18 protein-coding genes are annotated in these 20,139 nt (G+C 46.6%); 1 reads left to right on the top strand and 17 read right to left on the bottom strand.

The genetic code is table 11. The features are described from left to right. Positions 1-54: 54 nt before the first annotated feature. The 15 genes from AZH43_RS00530 to ndhC form a co-directional block, all read right to left on the bottom strand. The gene (locus AZH43_RS00530) at positions 55-348 is read right to left on the bottom strand and encodes a cold shock domain-containing protein (protein ID WP_067665241.1); all 294 of its coding nucleotides are present in this window, start codon (positions 346-348) and stop codon (positions 55-57) included. 85 nt (positions 349-433) lie between these two features. Beyond that, positions 434-1,069 carry a uracil phosphoribosyltransferase gene (gene upp, locus AZH43_RS00525; RefSeq protein ID WP_067665238.1) on the bottom strand — a complete coding sequence of 212 codons (636 nt, stop codon included), beginning with the start codon at positions 1,067-1,069 and terminating at the stop codon, positions 434-436. A gap of 124 nt (positions 1,070-1,193) precedes the next feature. Continuing rightward, entirely contained in the window at positions 1,194-2,738 is a 1,545-nt protein-coding gene (gene nuoN, locus AZH43_RS00520; RefSeq protein ID WP_067665235.1) for an NADH-quinone oxidoreductase subunit NuoN, read from the bottom strand. A 3-nt stretch (positions 2,739-2,741) separates the two neighbouring features. After that, positions 2,742-4,352, bottom strand: a complete 1,611-nt coding sequence (nuoM, locus tag AZH43_RS00515; RefSeq protein WP_067665232.1) for an NADH-quinone oxidoreductase subunit M — start codon at positions 4,350-4,352, stop codon at positions 2,742-2,744. A gap of 1 nt (position 4,353) precedes the next feature. Then, the gene (gene nuoL / locus AZH43_RS00510; protein ID WP_067665229.1) at positions 4,354-6,243 is read right to left on the bottom strand and encodes an NADH-quinone oxidoreductase subunit L; all 1,890 of its coding nucleotides are present in this window, start codon (positions 6,241-6,243) and stop codon (positions 4,354-4,356) included. Further along, positions 6,240-6,548, bottom strand: a complete 309-nt coding sequence (gene nuoK, locus AZH43_RS00505; protein ID WP_067665227.1) for an NADH-quinone oxidoreductase subunit NuoK — start codon at positions 6,546-6,548, stop codon at positions 6,240-6,242. The genes nuoL and nuoK overlap by 4 nt, the downstream gene beginning before the upstream one ends. Next, on the bottom strand, positions 6,548-7,066 hold the full coding sequence (gene nuoJ, locus AZH43_RS00500) for an NADH-quinone oxidoreductase subunit J (protein ID WP_171254411.1): 519 nt from the start codon (positions 7,064-7,066) through the stop codon (positions 6,548-6,550). Before nuoJ ends, nuoK begins: the two co-directional genes overlap by 1 nt. Next, entirely contained in the window at positions 7,066-7,608 is a 543-nt protein-coding gene (gene nuoI, locus AZH43_RS00495) for an NADH-quinone oxidoreductase subunit NuoI (RefSeq protein WP_067665221.1), read from the bottom strand. Before nuoI ends, nuoJ begins: the two co-directional genes overlap by 1 nt. Before the next feature lie 17 nt (positions 7,609-7,625). Continuing rightward, entirely contained in the window at positions 7,626-8,642 is a 1,017-nt protein-coding gene (nuoH, locus tag AZH43_RS00490; protein ID WP_067665218.1) for an NADH-quinone oxidoreductase subunit NuoH, read from the bottom strand. A 3-nt stretch (positions 8,643-8,645) separates the two neighbouring features. Next, positions 8,646-11,324 carry an NADH-quinone oxidoreductase subunit NuoG gene (gene nuoG, locus AZH43_RS00485; protein WP_067665215.1) on the bottom strand — a complete coding sequence of 893 codons (2,679 nt, stop codon included), beginning with the start codon at positions 11,322-11,324 and terminating at the stop codon, positions 8,646-8,648. 11 nt (positions 11,325-11,335) lie between these two features. Continuing rightward, positions 11,336-12,664: an NADH-quinone oxidoreductase subunit NuoF gene (gene nuoF / locus AZH43_RS00480; protein WP_067665212.1), complete on the bottom strand. Its 1,329-nt coding sequence runs from the start codon at positions 12,662-12,664 to the stop codon at positions 11,336-11,338. After that, positions 12,661-13,170, bottom strand: a complete 510-nt coding sequence (nuoE, locus tag AZH43_RS00475; RefSeq protein WP_067665209.1) for an NADH-quinone oxidoreductase subunit NuoE — start codon at positions 13,168-13,170, stop codon at positions 12,661-12,663. Before nuoE ends, nuoF begins: the two co-directional genes overlap by 4 nt. Positions 13,171-13,184: 14 nt before the next feature. Beyond that, entirely contained in the window at positions 13,185-14,972 is a 1,788-nt protein-coding gene (gene nuoC / locus AZH43_RS00470) for an NADH-quinone oxidoreductase subunit C/D (protein WP_067665205.1), read from the bottom strand. An 87-nt stretch (positions 14,973-15,059) separates the two neighbouring features. Further along, positions 15,060-15,737 carry a NuoB/complex I 20 kDa subunit family protein gene (locus AZH43_RS00465; protein ID WP_067665202.1) on the bottom strand — a complete coding sequence of 226 codons (678 nt, stop codon included), beginning with the start codon at positions 15,735-15,737 and terminating at the stop codon, positions 15,060-15,062. A 7-nt stretch (positions 15,738-15,744) separates the two neighbouring features. Next, a complete protein-coding gene (gene ndhC, locus AZH43_RS00460; RefSeq protein ID WP_067665199.1) occupies positions 15,745-16,290 on the bottom strand; it encodes an NADH-quinone oxidoreductase subunit A in 546 nt (181 codons plus the stop codon). Positions 16,291-16,895: 605 nt separating this feature from the next. Here ndhC and AZH43_RS00455 point away from each other — a divergent pair. Then, positions 16,896-17,252, top strand: a complete 357-nt coding sequence (locus tag AZH43_RS00455; protein ID WP_067665196.1) for a hypothetical protein — start codon at positions 16,896-16,898, stop codon at positions 17,250-17,252. Between the two features lie 190 nt (positions 17,253-17,442). Here the strand turns inward: AZH43_RS00455 and bfmS are convergent, their stop codons facing one another. Both bfmS and bfmR read right to left on the bottom strand, forming a co-directional pair. Next, positions 17,443-19,107, bottom strand: coding sequence for a sensor histidine kinase BfmS (gene bfmS / locus AZH43_RS00450; protein ID WP_067665190.1), 1,665 nt, complete (start codon positions 19,105-19,107; stop codon positions 17,443-17,445). 39 nt (positions 19,108-19,146) lie between these two features. Beyond that, positions 19,147-19,863: a response regulator transcription factor BfmR gene (gene bfmR / locus AZH43_RS00445; RefSeq protein WP_067665187.1), complete on the bottom strand. Its 717-nt coding sequence runs from the start codon at positions 19,861-19,863 to the stop codon at positions 19,147-19,149. Between the last annotated feature and the right edge of the window lie 276 nt (positions 19,864-20,139).

The raw sequence follows: 20,139 nt of genomic DNA, 5'->3' as shown, positions 1-20,139 counted from the left end.
TTTTACATCATATTTCACTCAATTCCTATTGGAATATCAAAATTTCAAGCTTTCTTATTTACGTAAATTTGACAACAGCGCAGACGTAATTGATTTGTTATTCGCAACTACTTTAGATTTTTTTGCTTTTGCAGAATTGTCTTCTGCACGTTCAATTTTAACCGCTTTAAATTTACCGCCATTGTCTACAACGTTAAATTTCACACGTTCATTGCGCTTTGGTTCACCATCCGCTGCGGGGAAATCTGAAATATGAAAGAACACATCCCCTTCGGCTGAACCAATAAAACCATAACCTTTTTCAGGATCATACTGTTTGATTTTACCCTGATATACTTCATCTTTCATTTTACTGCCCTATTTTTAAAATGCCTTATTCAGCATTATATAAAAAAGAGGCTTTAAAAGCCTCTTTCTTATTCAGTTTCAAAAATCAGTCTTTTTGCACTGAACCGAAAATTTTGTCGCCTGCATCGCCTAAGCCAGGAACGATATAGCCATTTTCATTAATGCCTTGGTCAACAGAAGCCGTGAAAATAGTCACATCAGGATGCGCAGTTTCAACGCGCTTAATGCCTTCTGGCGCCGCAACCAAAACCATCACACGGATATCCTTACAGCCGCTTGACTTCAATACATCAATTGCCGCAACCAGTGAAGAGCCAGTTGCAAGCATTGGATCGATAATCATCGCAATACGGTTCTGTACATCCGGCACTAATTTTTTGTAGTAAGTGCGCGCTTCTAAAGTTTCTTCGTCACGTTCTAAGCCCAATACCGAAACTTTTGCGCTTGGAATTAAATTTAAGAAACCTTCCAGCATGCCAATACCCGCACGCAAAATAGGAACGACTGTAATTTTTTTACCGGCAATACGGTCAACATTGACTTTACCATTCCAGCCATTAATTTCATGATCGCAAACAGGCAAGTCTTTAGTCGCTTCATAGGTCAGAAGCATGGTGACTTCTTGAGCAAGTTCGCGGAAGTTTTTAGTACTGATATCCGAACGGCGCAATAAACCAAGTTTATGGCGGATGAGCGGATGGCGGATTTCATGGATAGCCACGGGAGAACACCTAAAAGGTTAAGATTAAACTCTTCGTATTATAAGGGCATTTAACGAATGATAAAAATAAAAAAGCCCTCTAAGTCGAGGGCTTTTTTGTAATAACTGAATTAATTCATATTAATCAGTTAAAACCGCTTTGTACCAATGCCAGAATAAATTGCTGCAATTCAGGTGAAATGGCAAAGAAAGCCACTTTAGAAATTGCAATAATTGGATCTGGATAGACACCGATCAACAGTACAAGAGCTGCTGCGCCTAAAACCATAATACCGCCGACTTTTTGACCCCAATGGTCAACAGCGTCGATACGCGGGTTTTCAGGTGGAGTCATGTACATCACAACCATGACACGCAGGTAGTAGTACAAACCGATACCCGAACCAATGATCACCATTGCAGCCAAGAACCAAGATTGGCCGGCAACTGCAGTTTTAATCACCAAGAACTTACCGATAAAGCCTGCTGTTAATGGAATGCCCGCTAACGACAGCATCATGACCGTTAACGTCGCAGTTAACACTGGACGGCGCCAGAACAAGCCGCGGTACTCGGCCAAGCTGCCCGCTTCATCTGTATTGTTGTATGGACTGGACATTAAGGTTACAACACCGAACGCACCGATCGTTGTTAGCACATAAGTGATCACATAGACATTTACAGATTCAAAAGTCGCGAAACCTTGAACTTGAAGAAAGTCTGTGTTGCGTGCGCTGACAATCGCCACCAGCAAATAACCGAAGTGAGCAATTGATGAATACGCAAGAATGCGCTTCAGGTTCACTTGGCGAACCGCCAGCAAGTTACCTGCAAGAATAGAAAGCACGGCAAGAATCGTCAGGATGATCACAAAGCTATCTGACAGGATTAAGCCTGAAGACAATACATAGCGGACAAATAGACCAATCATTGCCACTTTTGCAACAGTTGCAAGGAATGTCGCAATTGGCGCTGGCGCACCGGCATACACATCCGGCGTCCATTTATGGAATGGCGCAAGCGACAGTTTGAAAGCGACAGCAAAGATGATCAATGCGAGGCCCAATACCACTGCTGGCTGGCTGAATGTTGTGAACAGTTTGCCTGGTTCAGCAACAAAGTTCAGTGTGCCTGTGTATGCATAGATGTAAGCCATACCCATCAGCAACATTGCAGACGCAGTCGCTGAAAGCACAAGATATTTCACGCCGGCTTCTAGCGATTGAGAACGCTGATGCGTATATGCCAATAAGCCGTAAACAGGAATTGACATTAACTCTAGGCTGATAAAGAACGATGCATAGTGCGTGCTTGCCACCATCAGCAATGCGCCGGTCACGGACGCAAGCATCAGAATGTAAAGCTCTTCACGGTTGTCTTTATAAGTTTCAATATAAGCATGTGACAGTGTGCAGCACGCAAGCGACGCCACAATAATCACAAACTGATACAGCATCGTAAACGGATCTACGATGAATAGGTTCATTACATTTGCAGGCGCAAACTGCCCTGCAAGCACAACGAAAATAATGTAAAGCGCAGCAAGGTTCAAACCGATAACGGATGTAGTTGCAGCTAAATTATGATTTCGCTTGATGGCTACCAGCAGCATCACCACCACCGCTGTTAAAGCGACGATCATGACTGGCGCGATAGGCATAAGCTCTGCAAATGACATTGTGAAGTTCATGACTTATTGGATCTCCACATTTTCAGCTGAAACGACAGCTTGCTGCACTGTATCAACTGTTTCTTGAACAGGAATGTAGCTATTCGCCAGCCACGCCATGCTCGAGTTAGAAACGTCAAGGAAAGTTTGCGGGTAAAGGCCCAGCCAAACCAGACTCAGCGCACAAATTAAAAGAATCACAATTTCACGTGCATTCAAGTCTTTCAAAGGACTTGAATAGTGCTTTTGCTGTTCTTCATTCGGCGTACCGAATAGCGCTTTGTGAATCAGGATCAAGCCGTACAAGCCTGCGAATACAAGGCTGATCGCAGCCAAAATTGTAAACACAGGGAATTTCGCATACGAACCCATCAAAATCAGGAATTCACCGATGAAGTTGCCCAGACCAGGAATACCCACAAGCGCTGCAACAAAGAACATCAAGAAAAATGCAAGATATTTGAACTGGCCGCGCATACCGCCCATCAGGCGCAAATCACGCGTATGCAGGCGTTCGTATACTTGACCGCACATAATGAACAAGGCAGCAGATGACAGGCCATGCGCCAGCATCATGATCATTAAGCCTTGGAAGGTCAAAATATTGCCTGCGTAAATCGCCAGCAAAATAAAGCCCATATGTGAAATCGACGTGTAGGCCAGCAGACGTTTCATGTCTGTTTGCTGGAAAGCACACCAAGCGCCGTAGAAAATACCGATTAAACCGAAAATAACCGCAATGTCCGCAAACTGCGCAGATGCCATTGGGAAAAATGGAATCACGAAACGCAGCAGACCGTAAGCCGCAGTTTTAATCAAGATACCTGCCAAGTCGACAGAACCTGCTGTCGGCGCTTGAGCATGCGCATCCGGAAGCCAGCCGTGCAGTGGGAAAACTGGAAGTTTTACCGCAAAGCCGATGAACATGCAGATCATGAAGGCATATGCCAGCGCAGGCGCTTGGGCATCAATCGTATTCGCTACAGCCATCAGATAGTTGTAGTCGAAACGGATTTCACCATTCATCGAATATCCAACAGCCACAAGGCCAAGGATACCGATCAGCATGATTAAGCCGGCAACTTGCGTATAGATGAAGAATTTAGTAGCTGCGTAAACGCGCGACTTGCCTTCTGCACCGCGATGGCCCCAAAGTGCGATCAAGAAATAGATTGGAACCAGCATCATCTCCCAGAAGAAGAAGAACAGGAACATGTCAATCGCTAAGAACACACCGATCACGCCGCCTAAAGACCATAGAAGGTTTAAGTGGAAGAAACCGACGTTTTTCTGAATCTCACCCCATGAACAACCCACTGCCAGCACACCGAGGAGTGCAGTTAAGCCGACCATCAGAAGCGATAAGCCATCCACAGCTAAGTGAATGTTGATGCCTAGGGTTTGAATCCAAGGCAATTTAAACTCAGCCGCCCAAGTTGGAGCTGCGCCGCCAAGTTCATAGTTATATGTACCCGTTTGCCAAAGAACAATGGTCAAGACCAGAGTCACCAGCATACCGATCAGCGCGATATAGCGCGGCAAGTGCTTATCGAGCTTATCGACCAGCCAGCATGCAAAACCTGCAATGAACGGAATAAGGACCAGAGCGGGTAAAATTAAATTATTAGTTTCCATTTTATTTCCCCACAACCTGAATCACCACCAGGATCATCAGTAAGACAACAATACCCAGTGCCATACTTGATGCGTATTCACGCAATGAACCTGTTTGACGTGAGCTGGTGAAACTGTTGCCGCCTTTTACAAGTGCAGGCAGAACCAGCCATAAGCCATCAATCGGGTCACGGCCTAAGATTTTCGCAATCAGCAAATAGGGTTTAACGAATACGATGTTGTATAGCGCATCGAAACCCAGTGCATTGCGGCAAATGCTCGCAAGGCCAGCGCCCAGTGAAGTTTTTGCAAAAGCTTTTACAGCGCTGTATGCAAATGCGAACAGAATTACGCCAATGACTAAACCTGCAAGCGCAATGCCCACAGCAGTGTACTCAGCGCTGTGCATGCCATGTTCCAAAGCTTCAGGAACATTGAATGCTGGAATTTTGGCAGCGTTTAAAATATTGGTTACCGGCGCTTTTAATACATAAGCCAAACCAGTAGACAATACTGCAAGAATCGCCAAAGGACCCCAGTAAGTCACACCTTTAATTTCATGGTAAGGCGTGTTTTCTTTGCCAAAGAATACAACCCAGATTAAACGGAATGTATAAATTGACGTTAAGAATGCACCTGCAACACCCGTCCAGTACAAGCAGTCATAAACAGCAACCGCCTGACCTTTCACCCATACCGCACCTAAAATCGCATCTTTCGAGAAGAAGCCGATAGTGATGAATGGGATTGCAGCCAATGCGCCGCCGCCAATCGCAAAACAAGCAAACAGGAATTTGTTCTTGTGGAACAAGCCGCCCATTTTGAAAATGTTTTGTTCATGATGGTAAGCCAGAATCACCGCACCTGAAGACAAGAATAATAATGCCTTGAAGAATGCGTGAGTCAGCATGTGGAACAGGCCTGCTTGGTATGCTTCAGCGCCTACAGCCATGAACATATAACCCAGCTGGCTCATTGTAGAGTAAGCAAGAATACGTTTGATGTCTGTCTGAACCAATGCAGCGAAACCAGCCACCAGCAAGGTAACAGCGCCTGTGATTGAGATGAACATCATCACTTCTGGCGCTTGCTCGAATACTGAGAACATACGGCAGCACAGATAAACACCCGCAGTTACCATTGTTGCAGCATGGATCAATGCAGATACAGGTGTAGGACCTGCCATCGCATCCGCCAGCCATGTTTGCAATGGGATTTGAGCTGATTTACCAGCTGCGCCCAAGAACAGCATAAGTGCAGTCCAAATTGCAATTGATGAGCTTTGCGCCAACACTGCCGGCGCAGCCGCAACCACTTCAGCGATGTTTAATGTGCCGAACTGCTGGTAAATCAGGAACAATGCAATCAGCAGGAATACGTCACCGATACGGGTCACGGTAAATGCTTTAATCGCAGCAAAACCGTTTGCAGGGTTTTGATAGTAGTAACCGATCAGCAAGTAAGAACACAGGCCAACGCCTTCCCAACCCAAGAACAATAACGCTAAGTTATCGCCCAACACCAAAAGCAGCATGCTTGCTACAAATAGGTTGAAGTAAGAGAAGAAACGCGCGAAGTCTTCTTCACCGCGCATGTACCATGTCGCGAAAATGTGAATTAAGAAACCGACGCCTGTCACCATGCCCATCATTAACAATGATAAACCGTCAAGGTGAAGCGTAAAGCCCGGCGCCAAGTTGCCCGCGCTGAACCATGTCCACAAGTGCTGTGTTGTCGCCACAGAACCGTTATTCACAAAGTCCAAGCCGGCAATCAGTGCAAATAATGCAGAAAGGCCAACTGAACCCGCCCCAATAATGGCTGCAACTTTTTCAGGAAGATTGTTGCGTCCTGCCGCCAAAAGGATAAAACCAATGAGCGGAAATAATACTGTTAAATATAAATAGCTCATCCGCGCATCTCACTAGCAGCATCCACATCCAAATGATGGAAGCGATGATAGAACTGAAGGACGATGGCAAGACCGATACAAGCCTCTGCCGCAGCAAGCGTTAAGATCAGGATGAACATGACTTGGCCGTCTGGCTGCGCCCATGCGCTGCCTGCCAAAACGAACGCTAAAGCCGCCGCGTTCATCATGATTTCAAGGCTCATCAAAATAAATAGTAAGTTGCGTCGCACCATTACACCGTAAAAACCCAGTGCAAAAAGAATGGTTGCAACGATCAAACCATGTTCTAAAGGGATGTTGCCCATTATTCTTTTTCCTCTTCTGCACTTGGTTCACGTTTGCCCAAATGGAATGCTGCAACAAGTGCACCAAGCAATAGCATCGCGGCAACTTCGACCAATAATAAGTACTGAGTAAAGAGTGCTGTACCGACAGCTTTCGGGCCAACAACTTCAGCGCCCATCACCAAAGATGGCTTGGTGTAGTCAGAGCCCAGCATCCAGACAAGCACAAGGCCCATCAGAAAGCTCATCAGCGCAGGATAAGCCCACGCAGATGAAGTCAGCCATTTGCTTTCCTGTTCCACTGTTTGCTGACCCAAGTTCAGCATCATCACGACGAATACGAAAAGCACCATGATTGCGCCAGCGTAAACGATGATCTCCAGCGCACCGGCAAACGGCGCGCCAACAATCATGAACATGCCGGCAACAGCGAGCAATGAAACAATCAAGCTTAATAAAGCGTGTACGGGATTCGTGTTGGTCACAACACGAATCGTAGAGACGATGGCCACAAGCGCCATCAAATAAAACGGCCACATCATGGTAATAGACTCCGTACATCAACAGGCGCACTTTCACGTTGTGCTTGACCTTTGTCTTTACCTGTCACAGCCATACCGGTTACACGGTAGAAGTTGTAATCAGGGTATTTACCAGGACCTGAGATAAGCAAGTGTTCTTTCTCATATACAAGGTCTTGACGAACGTATTCACCTAACTCAAAGTCTGGAGTAAGCTGAATGGCAGTCGTTGGACACGCTTCTTCACACATACCGCAGAAAATGCAACGGGAGAAGTTGATACGGAAAAATTCCGGATACCAGCGGCCATCTTCATGCTCTGCTTTTTGCAGTGAAATACAGCCGACAGGGCAAGCAACCGCACACAGGTTGCATGCTACGCAGCGCTCTTCGCCATCTGGGTCGCGCGTCAACACAATACGGCCACGGAAACGCGGCGGTACGATATCTTCAGCCGGCACTTCCGGATATAAAATGGTGTCACGTTTACGTGTCACGTGTGAGAAAACCATCCACAGTGAACGTACAATTGACCCAAATCCAGCTAGAAACTTAAACATTTTGTTCTCCTGCTGCCTTAGGCCTGATTCATCAGAATCACAGCACCGGTCACAAGTAAGTTGACCAATGCCAATGGCAAGCAAATTTTCCAGCCAAAGTTCATCACTTGGTCGTAACGCGGACGCATTAATGAACCGCGCGCCAAGACAAACATCATGACAAAGAATGCTGTTTTAATAATGAACCAGAACGCATCTGGAATAAACGGAATTTCAAGGTTGAAAGGCGCAAGCCAGCCACCAAAAAATAAAGTGACAATCAGAGCGGAGATCAGCACCACGTTGACATATTCTGCAACGAAGAACATCCCCCACTTCATACCGCCGTATTCGACATGGTAGCCTTCCGCCAATTCTTGTTCTGCTTCCGGCTGGTCAAATGGATGACGATGCGTTACCGCAACGCCGGCCACAACGAAAATCAAGAAGCCTAAGAATTGAGGAATCACAAACCAAACATCACGCTGCGCTTCTACAATCTCACGCATATTGAATGAGCCGGCAATCGCCACAACGCCCATCAGCGAGATGCCCAAGAATACTTCATATGAAATAGTTTGAGCCGCAGAACGCAAACCGCCAAGCAGCGCGTATTTGTTGTTTGATGACCAGCCGCCGAACAATACGGCATACACGGCAATGCCTGCCATTGCCATAAAGAACAATAGGCCGATGCTCATGTCCGAAACACCCATATAAGGTGAAATCGGAATAACCATGAAGGAAAGCACAGCTGTCCCCATTGCAACGCCTGGCGCTAAACGGAAAGTCAGCTTGTCAGCAAATTTTGGTGTCCAGTCTTCTTTGAACATGATTTTCAGCATGTCGGCAACAATCTGGAACATACCGCCCGGACCGACACGGTTCGGACCGTAACGGTCTTGCCATAAAGCCAGCAAGCGGCGCTCAATGAACGACATTAGAGCCGCAATCAGCACCACCGCCAGCAAGATGACAATCGCTTGCAGCACAGAATAGGCAATTGGCCAGTTCTCAGCCCACAGCGGCGTTTGACGTATTAATTCTTGTTCCATGAATTACACTCCTACCGCGACTGAAACAGGCTCTGCAAGAGATACCGTCGGTGCCAGACCGATTGGGTAGCCAATATAACCTGTAGGTAAATAATCAATCACTTGAACTGGAAGCACGATTGAAGTCTCGCCAGCTTGCACAGTAATTTTTTGACCGGTTTGAACATTCAAGCGCGCAGCATCCTGCTCACCGACTGCAAATGCAGCTTCAGGAATACGCGATTCCATTGCCGGTGTTTTTACAGTGAATTCACCCGAAGCGAAGATGTGGTGCATAGGCACTAAACGGAAGCTTTCCGCGTTGACAGCCGCTACAGCTGGCGCAACAAAAGTACGCGCTGGACGTTTTGGCAAACGGTCAAATAAACGGATGCCTGAATCACCGCCTTTTAAATGGCCGCCCACTTTATCTTGGAATTTATTCCAAGCTTGCGGAGAGTTCCAGCCTGCAGACCAAGCGAATGGCACTAGCGGAGACGGTGTTTCATTACCGACATAACCTTCCATTGAGAATGTTAATGCAGTATCCGTATCCACTGGCTGTTTCGGCTCATGAATAGATAGCGGTGAACGCATTGCTGTACGGCCAGAATAACGGCGCGGTTCACGCGCAACTTTCAAGCCATGAACACGGAAGCCCGCATCCGGCGCTACATCTTGAATAGCTTCAAGTGCAGGAACATTTTTCGCCACGGATTCAATCACATCATCCAGCAATGTCCAAGAAATCGCCTTGCCCTTCACGCCAGTTTCAATGGCATGCAGCCAGCGCCAAGATTCTTTAATTGCAAGTTCCGGTTTGTAATAGCTAGCGTCATACACTTGGTAGAAACGCTGTGCCCGGCCTTCTTGAGACACAACAGTACCGTCGCCTTCAGCAAAGCTTGCAGCAGAAAGTACAATATCGGCTTTCTTCACAGTTTCAGTTTCAGAGTGATCCAACACGATCACTTCTTTGCCTGAAAGCGCAGCATTCACTTGCGCAGCCGGTAAGCGGCGATATAGGTCATTTTCGACCACAACCACAGTATCGTAATCTTGAGCGAAAGCTTGTTCTAAGCTTTGACCGCCAAAGATTGCCATACCCATCGAGTTTACTTCCGGAACAGTCAATGTCAGGCCTGCATTGCCAAGGTTCTGCGCAACTTGTGCGGCAGCTTCCATAATGGCAGCGTCCTGAAGGCTTGTCCCTGAAATGATCAACGGTTTTTTCGCCGCTTTAAGCGTATCTGCAATGGTTTGCGCAAATGCTTTCGCATCATCCGCCAAACCAAGAATGCTTTCGCCCGCAACTGCCGCTGCAACCGCAAAGCCTAGACGCGCAATGTCATTTGGAGAAGCAACAACTTCGCCAGTCGCAACATCAGCCAAACGTGTTTGTGTTGCCGCCAAAATGTAAATCGGAGATTTTTCATCTTGAGCAATACGCTGCACAGGTTCAGCCAGCCAGTCTTGCGTACGGCGCTCTGCAGCCATTTCCTTGCCTTTGTTTTTCGCAGCTTGGCGAACAGACAAAGCCATACGTGGCGCAGTTTGCGTTAAGTCTTCACCTAAGATCAGCACGGCATCATAGCTTTCAATTTCACGCATATTCGGGTTGTAAACACCCTCTGTCTGCATAATTGAAGCTGCAAGCTCAACCAGACCCTGTTCTTTCTGAGACAAGCCGGTAGAGAAGTTGTCTTGACCAACCAATTCACGAAGCGCGAAGTTTGATTCAAGCGATGCACGCGGTGAACCGATACCTAAGACTTTTTTGCCTTGAATATTCGCAATCACCGTATCCAGTGCCGTATCGACAGAAACAGTTTCAACCATTTCGCCATTACGGAATTGCGGCTGGCGCGGACGGTCAGCGCGGTTCACATAACCTGTACCGAAACGGCCTTTATCGCAAAGGAAGTATTGGTTAACTTCACCATTGAAACGGTTTTCCACACGGCGCAATTCGCCATAACGCTCACCCGGAGAGATGTTGCAGCCAGAAGAACAGCCTTGGCATACGCTTGGCGCATACTGCATGTCCCACTTACGGTTGTAGCGTTCTGAGTGCGTTTTATCTGTAAATACGCCTGTTGGGCATACTTCAGTCAGGTTGCCCGAAAATTCAGACTCTAAAGTGCCTGATTCTGGACGGCCAAAGTAAACACGTGACGCGCTTGCATACACACCGAAGTCTGTACCGCCCGCATAGTCTTTGTAGTAGCGGACACAGCGGTAACATGCGATACAGCGGTTCATTTCATGAGAAATGAATGAGCCGAGCTCTTGGTTATAATGCGTGCGCTTGGTGAAACGGTAACGGCGGCGGTCATGCTGCGTCATTACAGTCATATCTTGCAAATGACAGTGCCCGCCCTCTTCACAGACTGGACAGTCGTGCGGGTGGTTGGTCATTAAGAATTCAACAATCGAAGCGCGGAAATCTTTTGCTTCTTTGTCTTCAATCGAAATAAAGGTATTGTCAGCAGCAGGCGTCATACATGACATAACTAAACGGCCACGCGTATCTTCAGCGTTGGCGTATTGAGTTACGGCACATTGACGGCAAGAACCGACAGAACCTAAGGATGGATGCCAACAAAAGTAAGGGATATCAATACCCAGGCTCAAACATGCTTGCAGCAGGTTTTCCGAGCCATTTACTTCGTAGTCTTTTCCATCGACATGAATTGTAGCCATAGTCGAATTCCTTAAACTTGTTCGGCGGTGCCAGCTTGAGCGGCAGCATTCACTACTTTCGCTTCAAACTCGCCACGGAAATGTTTGAGTGCGCCCATAAGCGGTTCCATTGCACCCGGTGCGTGGGCACAGAAAGTTTTACCAATCCATAACTTACGCGTCAGTTCTTGTAAGTGATCGATATCTTCTTTCTTACCGGTACCGTCTTCAAGCGCTTTCAGCGCTTTTACCGCCCAAGGCAGGCCATCACGGCACGGCGTACAGAAACCGCATGATTCACGTGCAAAGAATTCTTCTAAGTTACGTGTTGCAGATACCATGCACTGCGTTTCATCTACCACCATCAGCAGGCACGTACCTAAACGTGAACCGGCTTTCATGATGCTTTCGGCATCCATAGGAAGGTCAATGTGCTCAGCAGCCAAGAAGTCTGTTGATGCGCCGCCCGGCAGCCACGCTTTCAGCGTTAGGCCATCGCGCATACCGCCAGCATGATCTTCAATCACTTCACGCGCAGTTGTACCGAATGGCAGTTCCCAAAGACCTGGGAATTTTACTTTGCCTGAAGCGCCGTAAATTTTTGTGCCTGGGTCTTTTGACTTGCCTTCAGACAAGCCCACGTACCATTCTGGACCGCGGAGCATGATTGCCGGTAAGTTGTTGTAGGTTTCTACGTTATTGACAATTGTCGGACGGCCCCAAGCGCCTGCCACTTGCGGGAACGGCGGTTTGGTACGCGGGTTTGCGCGGCGGCCTTCAAGCGAGTTAATCAATGCAGTTTCTTCACCGCAAATATAACGGCCTGCACCGGTATGCACATGCAAATCAAAGTTCCAGCCAGTTCCGAGGATGTTTTCACCCAAGTAGCCTTTAGCGCGGATCTGCTCTAATGCTTCATTTAAGTATTGAGCAGCTTCGATGTATTCACCACGGATGAAGATATAACCTTGAGTTGCCTCTAAGGTATAACCTGCAATCAACATACCTTCGATCAATTGATGTGGAAGCTGTTCCATCAGCAAACGGTCTTTGAAAGTGCCCGGTTCCATTTCATCAGCATTACAAATCAGGTAACGAGGGCCGCCGTCATTCGGCGCCATCAATGACCATTTAATACCAGCTGGGAAACCTGCACCGCCGCGGCCTTTTACAGTCGCTGCTTTAATTACATCCAACACATCTTTCGGCTGCATGCCGATCGCTTTTTTAAAGCCGGCATAGCCTTCAAGCGCTTCATAGTCATCTGCGCTGCGAACATGTTCCTGTTTGCTCAAGCGCCATGTTAATGGGTGAGTTTCCGGGTTACCGTCGCCATAAATCGGTTTTGGTTCAGTATTCATAGATACTTCTCCAGCAACTGTTTAATTGAAGTTACTTCAACCAAACCATGCGTATCTTGGTCAATCATTAGGGTTGGACCTTTATCGCAGTTCCCCAAACAGCAGATTGGCAATAATGTAAAACGGCCGTCTGCAGTCGTTTGACCAAATTGAATGCCTAATTCACGCTGGAATGCTTCTGCCAAAGTTTCCGCACCCATCAAGAAGCAAGCAATCGAATCACATAACAAAATTACGTGACGGCCAACCGGCTGACGGTAAATACGGTTATAGAAAGTCGCAACGCCTTCTAAATCTGCAACGCTCATGCTTAACAGCTGAGCAATTGCATTCATTTGCGCATCATCTACCCAGCCATTACGGCGCTGTACACACTTCAGCGCATCTAAACATGCGGCGCGCGGGTACGGATAGTGACCAATGTGATGTTCGATTTCGTGAATTTCGTCCGAAGTCAAAATTCCTTCAACATTCACACGCGGTTTTTTATCTGTCAAAATCATCATAATGCGATTACCCCTTAGCGATCCACGTCAGCCATTACGACGTCAATTGTCGCTAAATAAATGATTAAGTCAGACATTAAGCTGCCGTTAATCACAGAAGGCATTTGCTGTAAATGGGTGAAAGTCGGTGTACGGATACGGGTACGGTAACTCATTGTTGACTTGTCTGAAGTCAAGTAGTAGTTCGACGCGCCTTTTACCACTTCCGCCATTACAGAGCTTTCGCCTGCCGGCATTACAGGACCCCATGACACGCTCAAGAAGTGCGTAATCAAAGTTTCAATATCTTGCAATGTTTTGTCTTTTGGCGGTGGAACAGCCAGCGGATGGTCTGCTTTGTATGCGCCAGAAGGCATATTGTCCAAGCACTGCTTGATAATTTTCAGTGATTCTTCAATTTCACGGAAGTGAACAATCACACGCGCATACGCATCGCCTTCATACTCTAAAGGCACTTCAAAGTCGTAATTTTCATAACCGCTGTAAGGGCGGTATTTACGCACGTCAAAGTCGATGCCTGTAGCGCGAAGGCCAGTACCTGTCACACCCCAAGCCAATGCAGATTTCGCATCATACTGAGCGACATTGCGTGTACGGCCGATGAACACTGAGTTTTTCAATGCTGCGGTGTAGTACTCTTTCAAACGGCCCGGCATCCAGTCCAAAATTTCACGGATCAGCTTTTCCCAGCCATTTGGCAGGTCATGCGCTGTACCGCCAATACGGAACCATGCTGGGTGCATGCGGTAGCCAGTGATCGCTTCGATTGCGTCATAGATTTTTTGACGGTCCGCGAACATATAGAATACAGGCGTCATACCGCCGGCATCCTGAATGGCTGTACCAATGAACAATAAATGGTTATTGATACGGAACAATTCAGACATCATGACACGGATACATTGCGCACGGTCAGGCACAGTAATGCCGGCCATTTGCTCTACGCCCATGACATAAGGCATATTTTGCGCACAGCCGCCCAAGTAATCGACACGGTCTGTATACGGAATGAATGAATGCCAAGTTTGACGTTCAGCCATCTTTTCCACACCGCGGTGGTGATAACCGATATCTGGCACACAGTCTTTCACTTCTTCACCGTCCAGCTGCAGAATTACACGGAACGCACCGTGCGCAGATGGATGGTTCGGACCCAAGTTCAGGAACATAAAGTCTTCGTCAGCATTGCCGCGCTTTAGACCCCAATCTTCAGGTACGAAACGCAGGTGCTCCTGTTCGAAATCCTGTTTTGCCTGGTTCTGCATGTACGGCGTATATTCAGTCGCGCGCGCAGAATATTCTTTACGAAGCGGGTGACCTTCCCAGTAAGTCGGCAGCAAAATACGGCGGAGCATTGGATGCCCTTCGAAATTGATGCCGAACATGTCGTAAGCTTCACGTTCGTACCAGTTGGCATTTGGCCAAATATTGGTTGCAGTCGGAAGATTTACATCATTTTCAGACAGCGCAACTTTAATCCGGATATCCGAGTTGCGCTCAAGCGACAGCAAGTGATAGAACACTGTGAAGTCTGACGCAGGCAAACCGTCACGGTGAGTACGCAAACGCTCGTCTACAGCAGACAAGTCAAACAGCATCACGTATGGACGTGACACTGTACGCAAGAACATTAAAACGTCTTGTACACGTGCGCGCTCAACCCAGACTGTTGGAAAGTCTTCAAAAGTCGTTTGCACGCAGAAGTTCTCACCAAATTTGGTTTTGAGCTCTTCTACAATTGCAAATGCAGGGCGTGAATCGACTGGAGTCGATTCTGGCATAGCAATGTCAGTTTCAGCCATTGGCTTGGCTTCCTATTTAATACAAATTCAGTCAACCTAAACGACAATTACACCCAGACCGGGTGCATCAAACATTTATCGTCTAAATTATTTAATTTCATCCATAGAGCGCAGATTTTTCACAGCAATGCGCTGTGCTTGCTTGCGGTCACGTTCGGGCTGCATCTTTGGCTTATACACTGGCTGAAGATCATCACCGATAACCGCAGACAAAGGGCGGCGCTCCAGTTGAATTTGGTCTTGCAATAGCATCAATGCCTGAATTAACGCTTCAGGGCGCGGCGGGCAACCTGGAATGTACACATCCACAGGAATGATTTTATCCACGCCTTGCACAACAGAGTAAATGTCGTACATACCGCCTGAGTTTGCACATGCACCCATGGAAATAACCCATTTCGGCTCAAGCATTTGCTCGTACAAACGCTGAATAACCGGCGCCATTTTCATGAAGCAGGTCCCTGCAATAATCATCACATCGGCCTGACGCGGTGAAGCACGGATAACTTCAGCACCGAAACGTGACAAGTCATGCACGCCGGTTAAGGTTGTTGCATATTCTACATAGCAGCAAGATGTACCAAAGTTGAACGGCCAAACTGAGTTTTTACGGCCCCAGTTTACTGCTGTATGCATCAAGTCCTCTAAACGGGTCATGAATACATTTTTATTCACTTCTTCTTCAAGCGGATCTGTAACGATTTGACGCTCTTGAAGCGGATATTGATCAGCATCCGGATTCGCACGGGTTAATGTATATTTCATTCCCGGGTTACTCCTTGTCAGACGATGCAGCCGCTGATTTTTTCACACGGCCAGAGGATTGAGCTGGGATTTGACCAGTAGGGTCAATTACCAATTCTTCAATTGAGTTAAAGCGGGTAATTTCAGCAATGTTCATGGCTGGTGAGCCAATTTTCATTTCTCTAGCTGCAGTTTTCCGACGGTCGGTTGGCGCCCAATTCAACGCGCCCACTTTCACCGCATAAATCAATGCAATCAATAAATCGACTACAAAAATGACTACCGTCGTAAAGCCGAACCAGCCTGCTTCACGCACAGACGTAGACCATGCATAGAGATACAGCGCTTCGATATCAAATACAACGAAGAAAATTGCAACTAAATAGAACTTTGCAGACAAGCGGATACGCGCTCCGCCTGCACCTACTACACCAGACTCAAACTGCTCTTGCTTAGCACGGCCCCATGATTTACCCCCTAGGAGTAACGGGACAGTGAGCATAAAGACGCATAGAAATGTAACGCCGATCACGAAGGCAATAATTGCCCAATCGTATGGAGTAATGGCACTCATGCGGGGATAACTCCTGGCAGGCCTAATTTATTAACAAAGAATGCATGTATTGGCCTTCAAATACACCAAACACAAAATTAATCCCGCCAATTGTACCTGATTGATGATGTATCTTGCTAGCTTATAAGCCTTAGTCTTTGGGATGATTTTTTAGGCATTTTCAGTTTATTGCTCGACTAAAGCAGTATTTCACAACGACTTATCGCTTTATTAAATAAACTTTCAAGTTATGATTATTTTTACAAATTTTCTATTTCATCCACGTTAAAGAAGATATTTCACAGTAAATTAAATGCAATATCAAAAAGCCAATCAAACCAACACACCAATCAGCCATACTATTGATATTTTCAATAAAATTCTCACAATGCAATAATTTAACTAAATAATAAAAATCAACGCAGTCTTCCTCCCCTACTTTTCACCTACCTGCCGATATTGATATCCCGAGCTGCAGCTGATCCATCACATCGGCAGCATACAGGCAGGCATTTCCCCAGCCCATTTGTATTTTTTTGCAACAAATCCAAACTAAATGTCCGCATTTAAATTTTTTGTGCTATTTCTATATAAAACATTCAAATCACTACAAAAAGGAGCAATACATGAACCTAGAGTTTACGCATAAGCCTGACTATTTTTTGTTTGCCCAGCTGATTATCCGTCACATTGAAAATTATGTAGAAAAGCATCCAGACGCTGATAATGCCATTTTTGATTTGCGTGATATCTATGAATTGTTCCGCCAAGACAAGGCCTCCGCAACAACAAATCTAGACGGCATCATGAACATTGCTGACGAATACAAGGTTGAAACGCTCAATGGCGATGAAAGGCTGATTAGCCGCTATGCGATTGATGCTAAAAACAATTCACTGCTGATTGATTTCAACACCAATGCATTGGCCGGCTTAAAAAACGGTAAACAAATTATTGCGCCTGACGCAACGCTTCATGAATAGCGTGAATTCAATCAGCCATCCGGTTCATTCAAAAAATTATTTTACTGACAGAACCTGCAGCTAAAAAATAGTGTTCAAATAAAAAAGCCATTCATCTGAATGGCTTTTTTTACAGGTTTTTCATCTTTAAAAAACGAAGCTTCCTAGCACTGCAGATTGATCTTCGTTCTATCGGTAATTCAGCAACATGCTAACTTTCTGCATCCAGATCTTTAGATGCATCCCCCGCTTTACGCTTGCTGTCTTTAAAACGCGTTGCCGGCCACGTCATGATAAAACGCGCGCCGCCCAAGCTCGGACTTTCATCAATCGTAATTGTCCCGCCAAACCAATAGGCAATCCGGCTGACAATCGATAAACCTAATCCGTAACCGCCTGACGCCCGGGTACGGCTGTTATCCAACCGCGCAAAAGCATCAAAAACCCGCGAACGCTCATCTTCAGGAATACCGGGGCCGTCATCTTCAACACTGATATAGGCCATGCCATTTTCATTCAAGCCCCCGCTGATCAGAACGCGGTCATCACAATAACGTACCGCATTGCCCACCAGATTCTGCACAACACGGTGCAAATAACGGCGTTCAGCATCTACAACGACCGCCAATGGCGGCGCCTGAAGTTCTAAAATTTTGCCAGTTTTCAGCGCTTCAGTTTCAATAATCACCTGATCCAGCACTTCAAACAGTACAATCTGCTCAAAATCTAATGACGGTGTACCCTGCTCCAGCTTGGCATAGGTCATGATCTCATCAATTAAAGTGTTTAACGCTTCAATATCCTTATCAATCTGCTCAACTTGTTGCTGCCGGTATTCATAGTCATCTTCGTCCGCCAGCATCTCCATGCCAAAACGGATCCGCGCAACAGGTGTGCGCAATTCATGCGATACCGCACGCATCAGCTCGCGCTGCGCTTCAATCAAACGCTGAATATGGTCTGACATAGAGTTATAGCTGGACGCCAATGAACCCACTTCATCGGTGCTTTCGACCGGCAGGCGCACAGACATATCGCCTGTTTTCATCTTATTCAACGCATAGTTGACAGCGCGCAGCTTACGCTGCATGGGCACCAGCAAGCCATATACGCCAAGGCTCAATACAAATAAGCTGAGCAAGGTAATGCCGGCAGCCAGCTGAAAAGGCATCCAATTGAACAAAGGCACAGGGCCCATCATCAGCACTTCTGACGTTGAACTTGGAATAGGCGAAACAATAGAAATAGTGGTGCCGCGAACTGTTGCGCTGTCACGGTAGAGAATAATGCTGTGATCCAGCCTTAAGCGGCCAATTTGCTCAGAATCCAAAGGCAGGCTTTTGACATCCACAATTTCCATTGGATATGAGAAATAATGCTGAATGCGCGCTAAATATTCTTTTTCCTGTCCCGGATAATAAACCAAATAATCCAGCACAAAGACAGGCAAGGCTTTCATTTGCCGTTCAGTGATATTTTCCGCTTTAATATACAGCAGGTGATTCGCATCATCTTTGAGGCCAATAATAATATAGGCCACATTGGTTTGCGCATCCCAGCGCACCACTGCCTTGCGCTCTTCAATCCGTCTGGATTCAGCGCGGGTTAAATCAACTTTATTGGCTTTGACATAATAAATGGGCAATTCCAGCAGATTGGATGCATCAGAGATCCAATCCATGCGCTGCTGCTCATTGGGCTGACGGGCAATGCCTTCACTGATGATATAGGCCATGCCATCCGTCAGGGATTCGCGGTATTCCTGCGCACGCTGATAATTGATGATCTGTACCAGCAAATAGCCGAACAAAGCCACCAAGACCACCAAAATGACCAGTCCTGCATAGATGCGCAAAAAAATACTGTGCTTCAACACTTAAATGTGTCCTGTTTGAGCCCAAAAGGACGGCATGAATTAAATGCCGCCGGTTTCTTTTACAAACAGATAGCCCTTGCTGCGTACAGTCTTAATGCGTTTCGGATTTTCCGGATCATCGCCGATTTTTGGACGGATGCGGGAAATGCGCACATCAATTGAACGGTCCTGACCGTCATATTCAATACCGCGCAGACGCTCAAAAATATCTTCACGCGAAAGAATGCGGCCGGCATTTGACGCCAGCAGCCACAGCAAATCATATTCAGCGCTGGTAAAGTCAACCAGCTCACCGTTCAATGTCACTGAACGGCCGCCATTATCAATCACCAGATCATCAAACTCGATACGCTGCGCCACTTCATCTTCAGGCACTTTATCTGTCCGGCGCAGCAAGGCGCGGATACGCGCCAGCAATACGCGCGGCTGTACAGGCTTAGCAACATAGTCATCTGCACCCATTTCAAGGCCGAGCACCTGATCCATGTCTTCCGTACGCGCAGTCAGCATCAAAATAGGCTGATGATAATGCGGACGCACTTCACGGCAAATGGTTAGGCCATCCGCACCCGGCAGCATGACATCCAAAACCACCATGTCCGGCTGTTCTGCGATAATGCGGCGGATTGCGCGGTTTCCGTCTGGCTCAACCCCTACTTCAAGCCCATTGCGGATAAGGTATTCTTGAGTTAAGCGAGCAAGGCGCTCATCGTCTTCAACGATTAAAATTTTAGGTAACTTTTCTTCTTGGCTCATAGAGTGCCCCTTTATCTGACTGGATGTATCCCTTAAAAATCCAAGAGATACAATTCAATATATTTTGCAATATACACACGTTTACATTGTAAACAAGATGCTGTTCACGAAACTGATACATCAAGGCTGCAATTTGTTAAAAGTTTTAAGCATTGAATTCGCTATATTTTTCTGAAATGCCCTTTTTAGAGGCTTTGTCGCAAACATTCAGTTACAAAAAGAATAAAAAACAGCCAACGCCTATATTTACAGCAATCAGATGAATAAAGATTCAAT

The sequence above is a fragment of the Acinetobacter pragensis genome, from assembly GCF_001605895.1.
Classification (GTDB): domain Bacteria; phylum Pseudomonadota; class Gammaproteobacteria; order Pseudomonadales; family Moraxellaceae; genus Acinetobacter; species Acinetobacter pragensis.
The sequence above is the reverse complement of the archived record's forward strand: the minus strand, read 5'-3'. Positions and strand labels throughout refer to the sequence as shown.

Excerpts from the sequence above, each read along its gene's own strand:
- nuoN (WP_067665235.1), bottom strand. The coding sequence starts at position 2,738 with ATGAACTTCACAATGTCATTTGCAGAGCTTATGCCTATCGCGCCAGTC.
- nuoE (WP_067665209.1), bottom strand. The coding sequence starts at position 13,170 with ATGATGATTTTGACAGATAAAAAACCGCGTGTGAATGTTGAAGGAATT.
- nuoL (WP_067665229.1), bottom strand. The coding sequence starts at position 6,243 with ATGAGCTATTTATATTTAACAGTATTATTTCCGCTCATTGGTTTTATC.
- nuoG (WP_067665215.1), bottom strand. The coding sequence starts at position 11,324 with ATGGCTACAATTCATGTCGATGGAAAAGACTACGAAGTAAATGGCTCG.
- nuoK (WP_067665227.1), bottom strand. The coding sequence starts at position 6,548 with ATGGGCAACATCCCTTTAGAACATGGTTTGATCGTTGCAACCATTCTT.
- ndhC (WP_067665199.1), bottom strand. The coding sequence starts at position 16,290 with ATGAGTGCCATTACTCCATACGATTGGGCAATTATTGCCTTCGTGATC.
- AZH43_RS00455 (WP_067665196.1), top strand. The coding sequence starts at position 16,896 with ATGAACCTAGAGTTTACGCATAAGCCTGACTATTTTTTGTTTGCCCAG.
- AZH43_RS00465 (WP_067665202.1), bottom strand. The coding sequence starts at position 15,737 with ATGAAATATACATTAACCCGTGCGAATCCGGATGCTGATCAATATCCG.
- nuoF (WP_067665212.1), bottom strand. The coding sequence starts at position 12,664 with ATGAATACTGAACCAAAACCGATTTATGGCGACGGTAACCCGGAAACT.
- nuoC (WP_067665205.1), bottom strand. The coding sequence starts at position 14,972 with ATGGCTGAAACTGACATTGCTATGCCAGAATCGACTCCAGTCGATTCA.
- bfmR (WP_067665187.1), bottom strand. The coding sequence starts at position 19,863 with ATGAGCCAAGAAGAAAAGTTACCTAAAATTTTAATCGTTGAAGACGAT.
- nuoI (WP_067665221.1), bottom strand. The coding sequence starts at position 7,608 with ATGTTTAAGTTTCTAGCTGGATTTGGGTCAATTGTACGTTCACTGTGG.
- nuoH (WP_067665218.1), bottom strand. The coding sequence starts at position 8,642 with ATGGAACAAGAATTAATACGTCAAACGCCGCTGTGGGCTGAGAACTGG.
- nuoM (WP_067665232.1), bottom strand. The coding sequence starts at position 4,352 with ATGGAAACTAATAATTTAATTTTACCCGCTCTGGTCCTTATTCCGTTC.
- AZH43_RS00530 (WP_067665241.1), bottom strand. The coding sequence starts at position 348 with ATGAAAGATGAAGTATATCAGGGTAAAATCAAACAGTATGATCCTGAA.
- nuoJ (WP_171254411.1), bottom strand. The coding sequence starts at position 7,066 with ATGTGGCCGTTTTATTTGATGGCGCTTGTGGCCATCGTCTCTACGATT.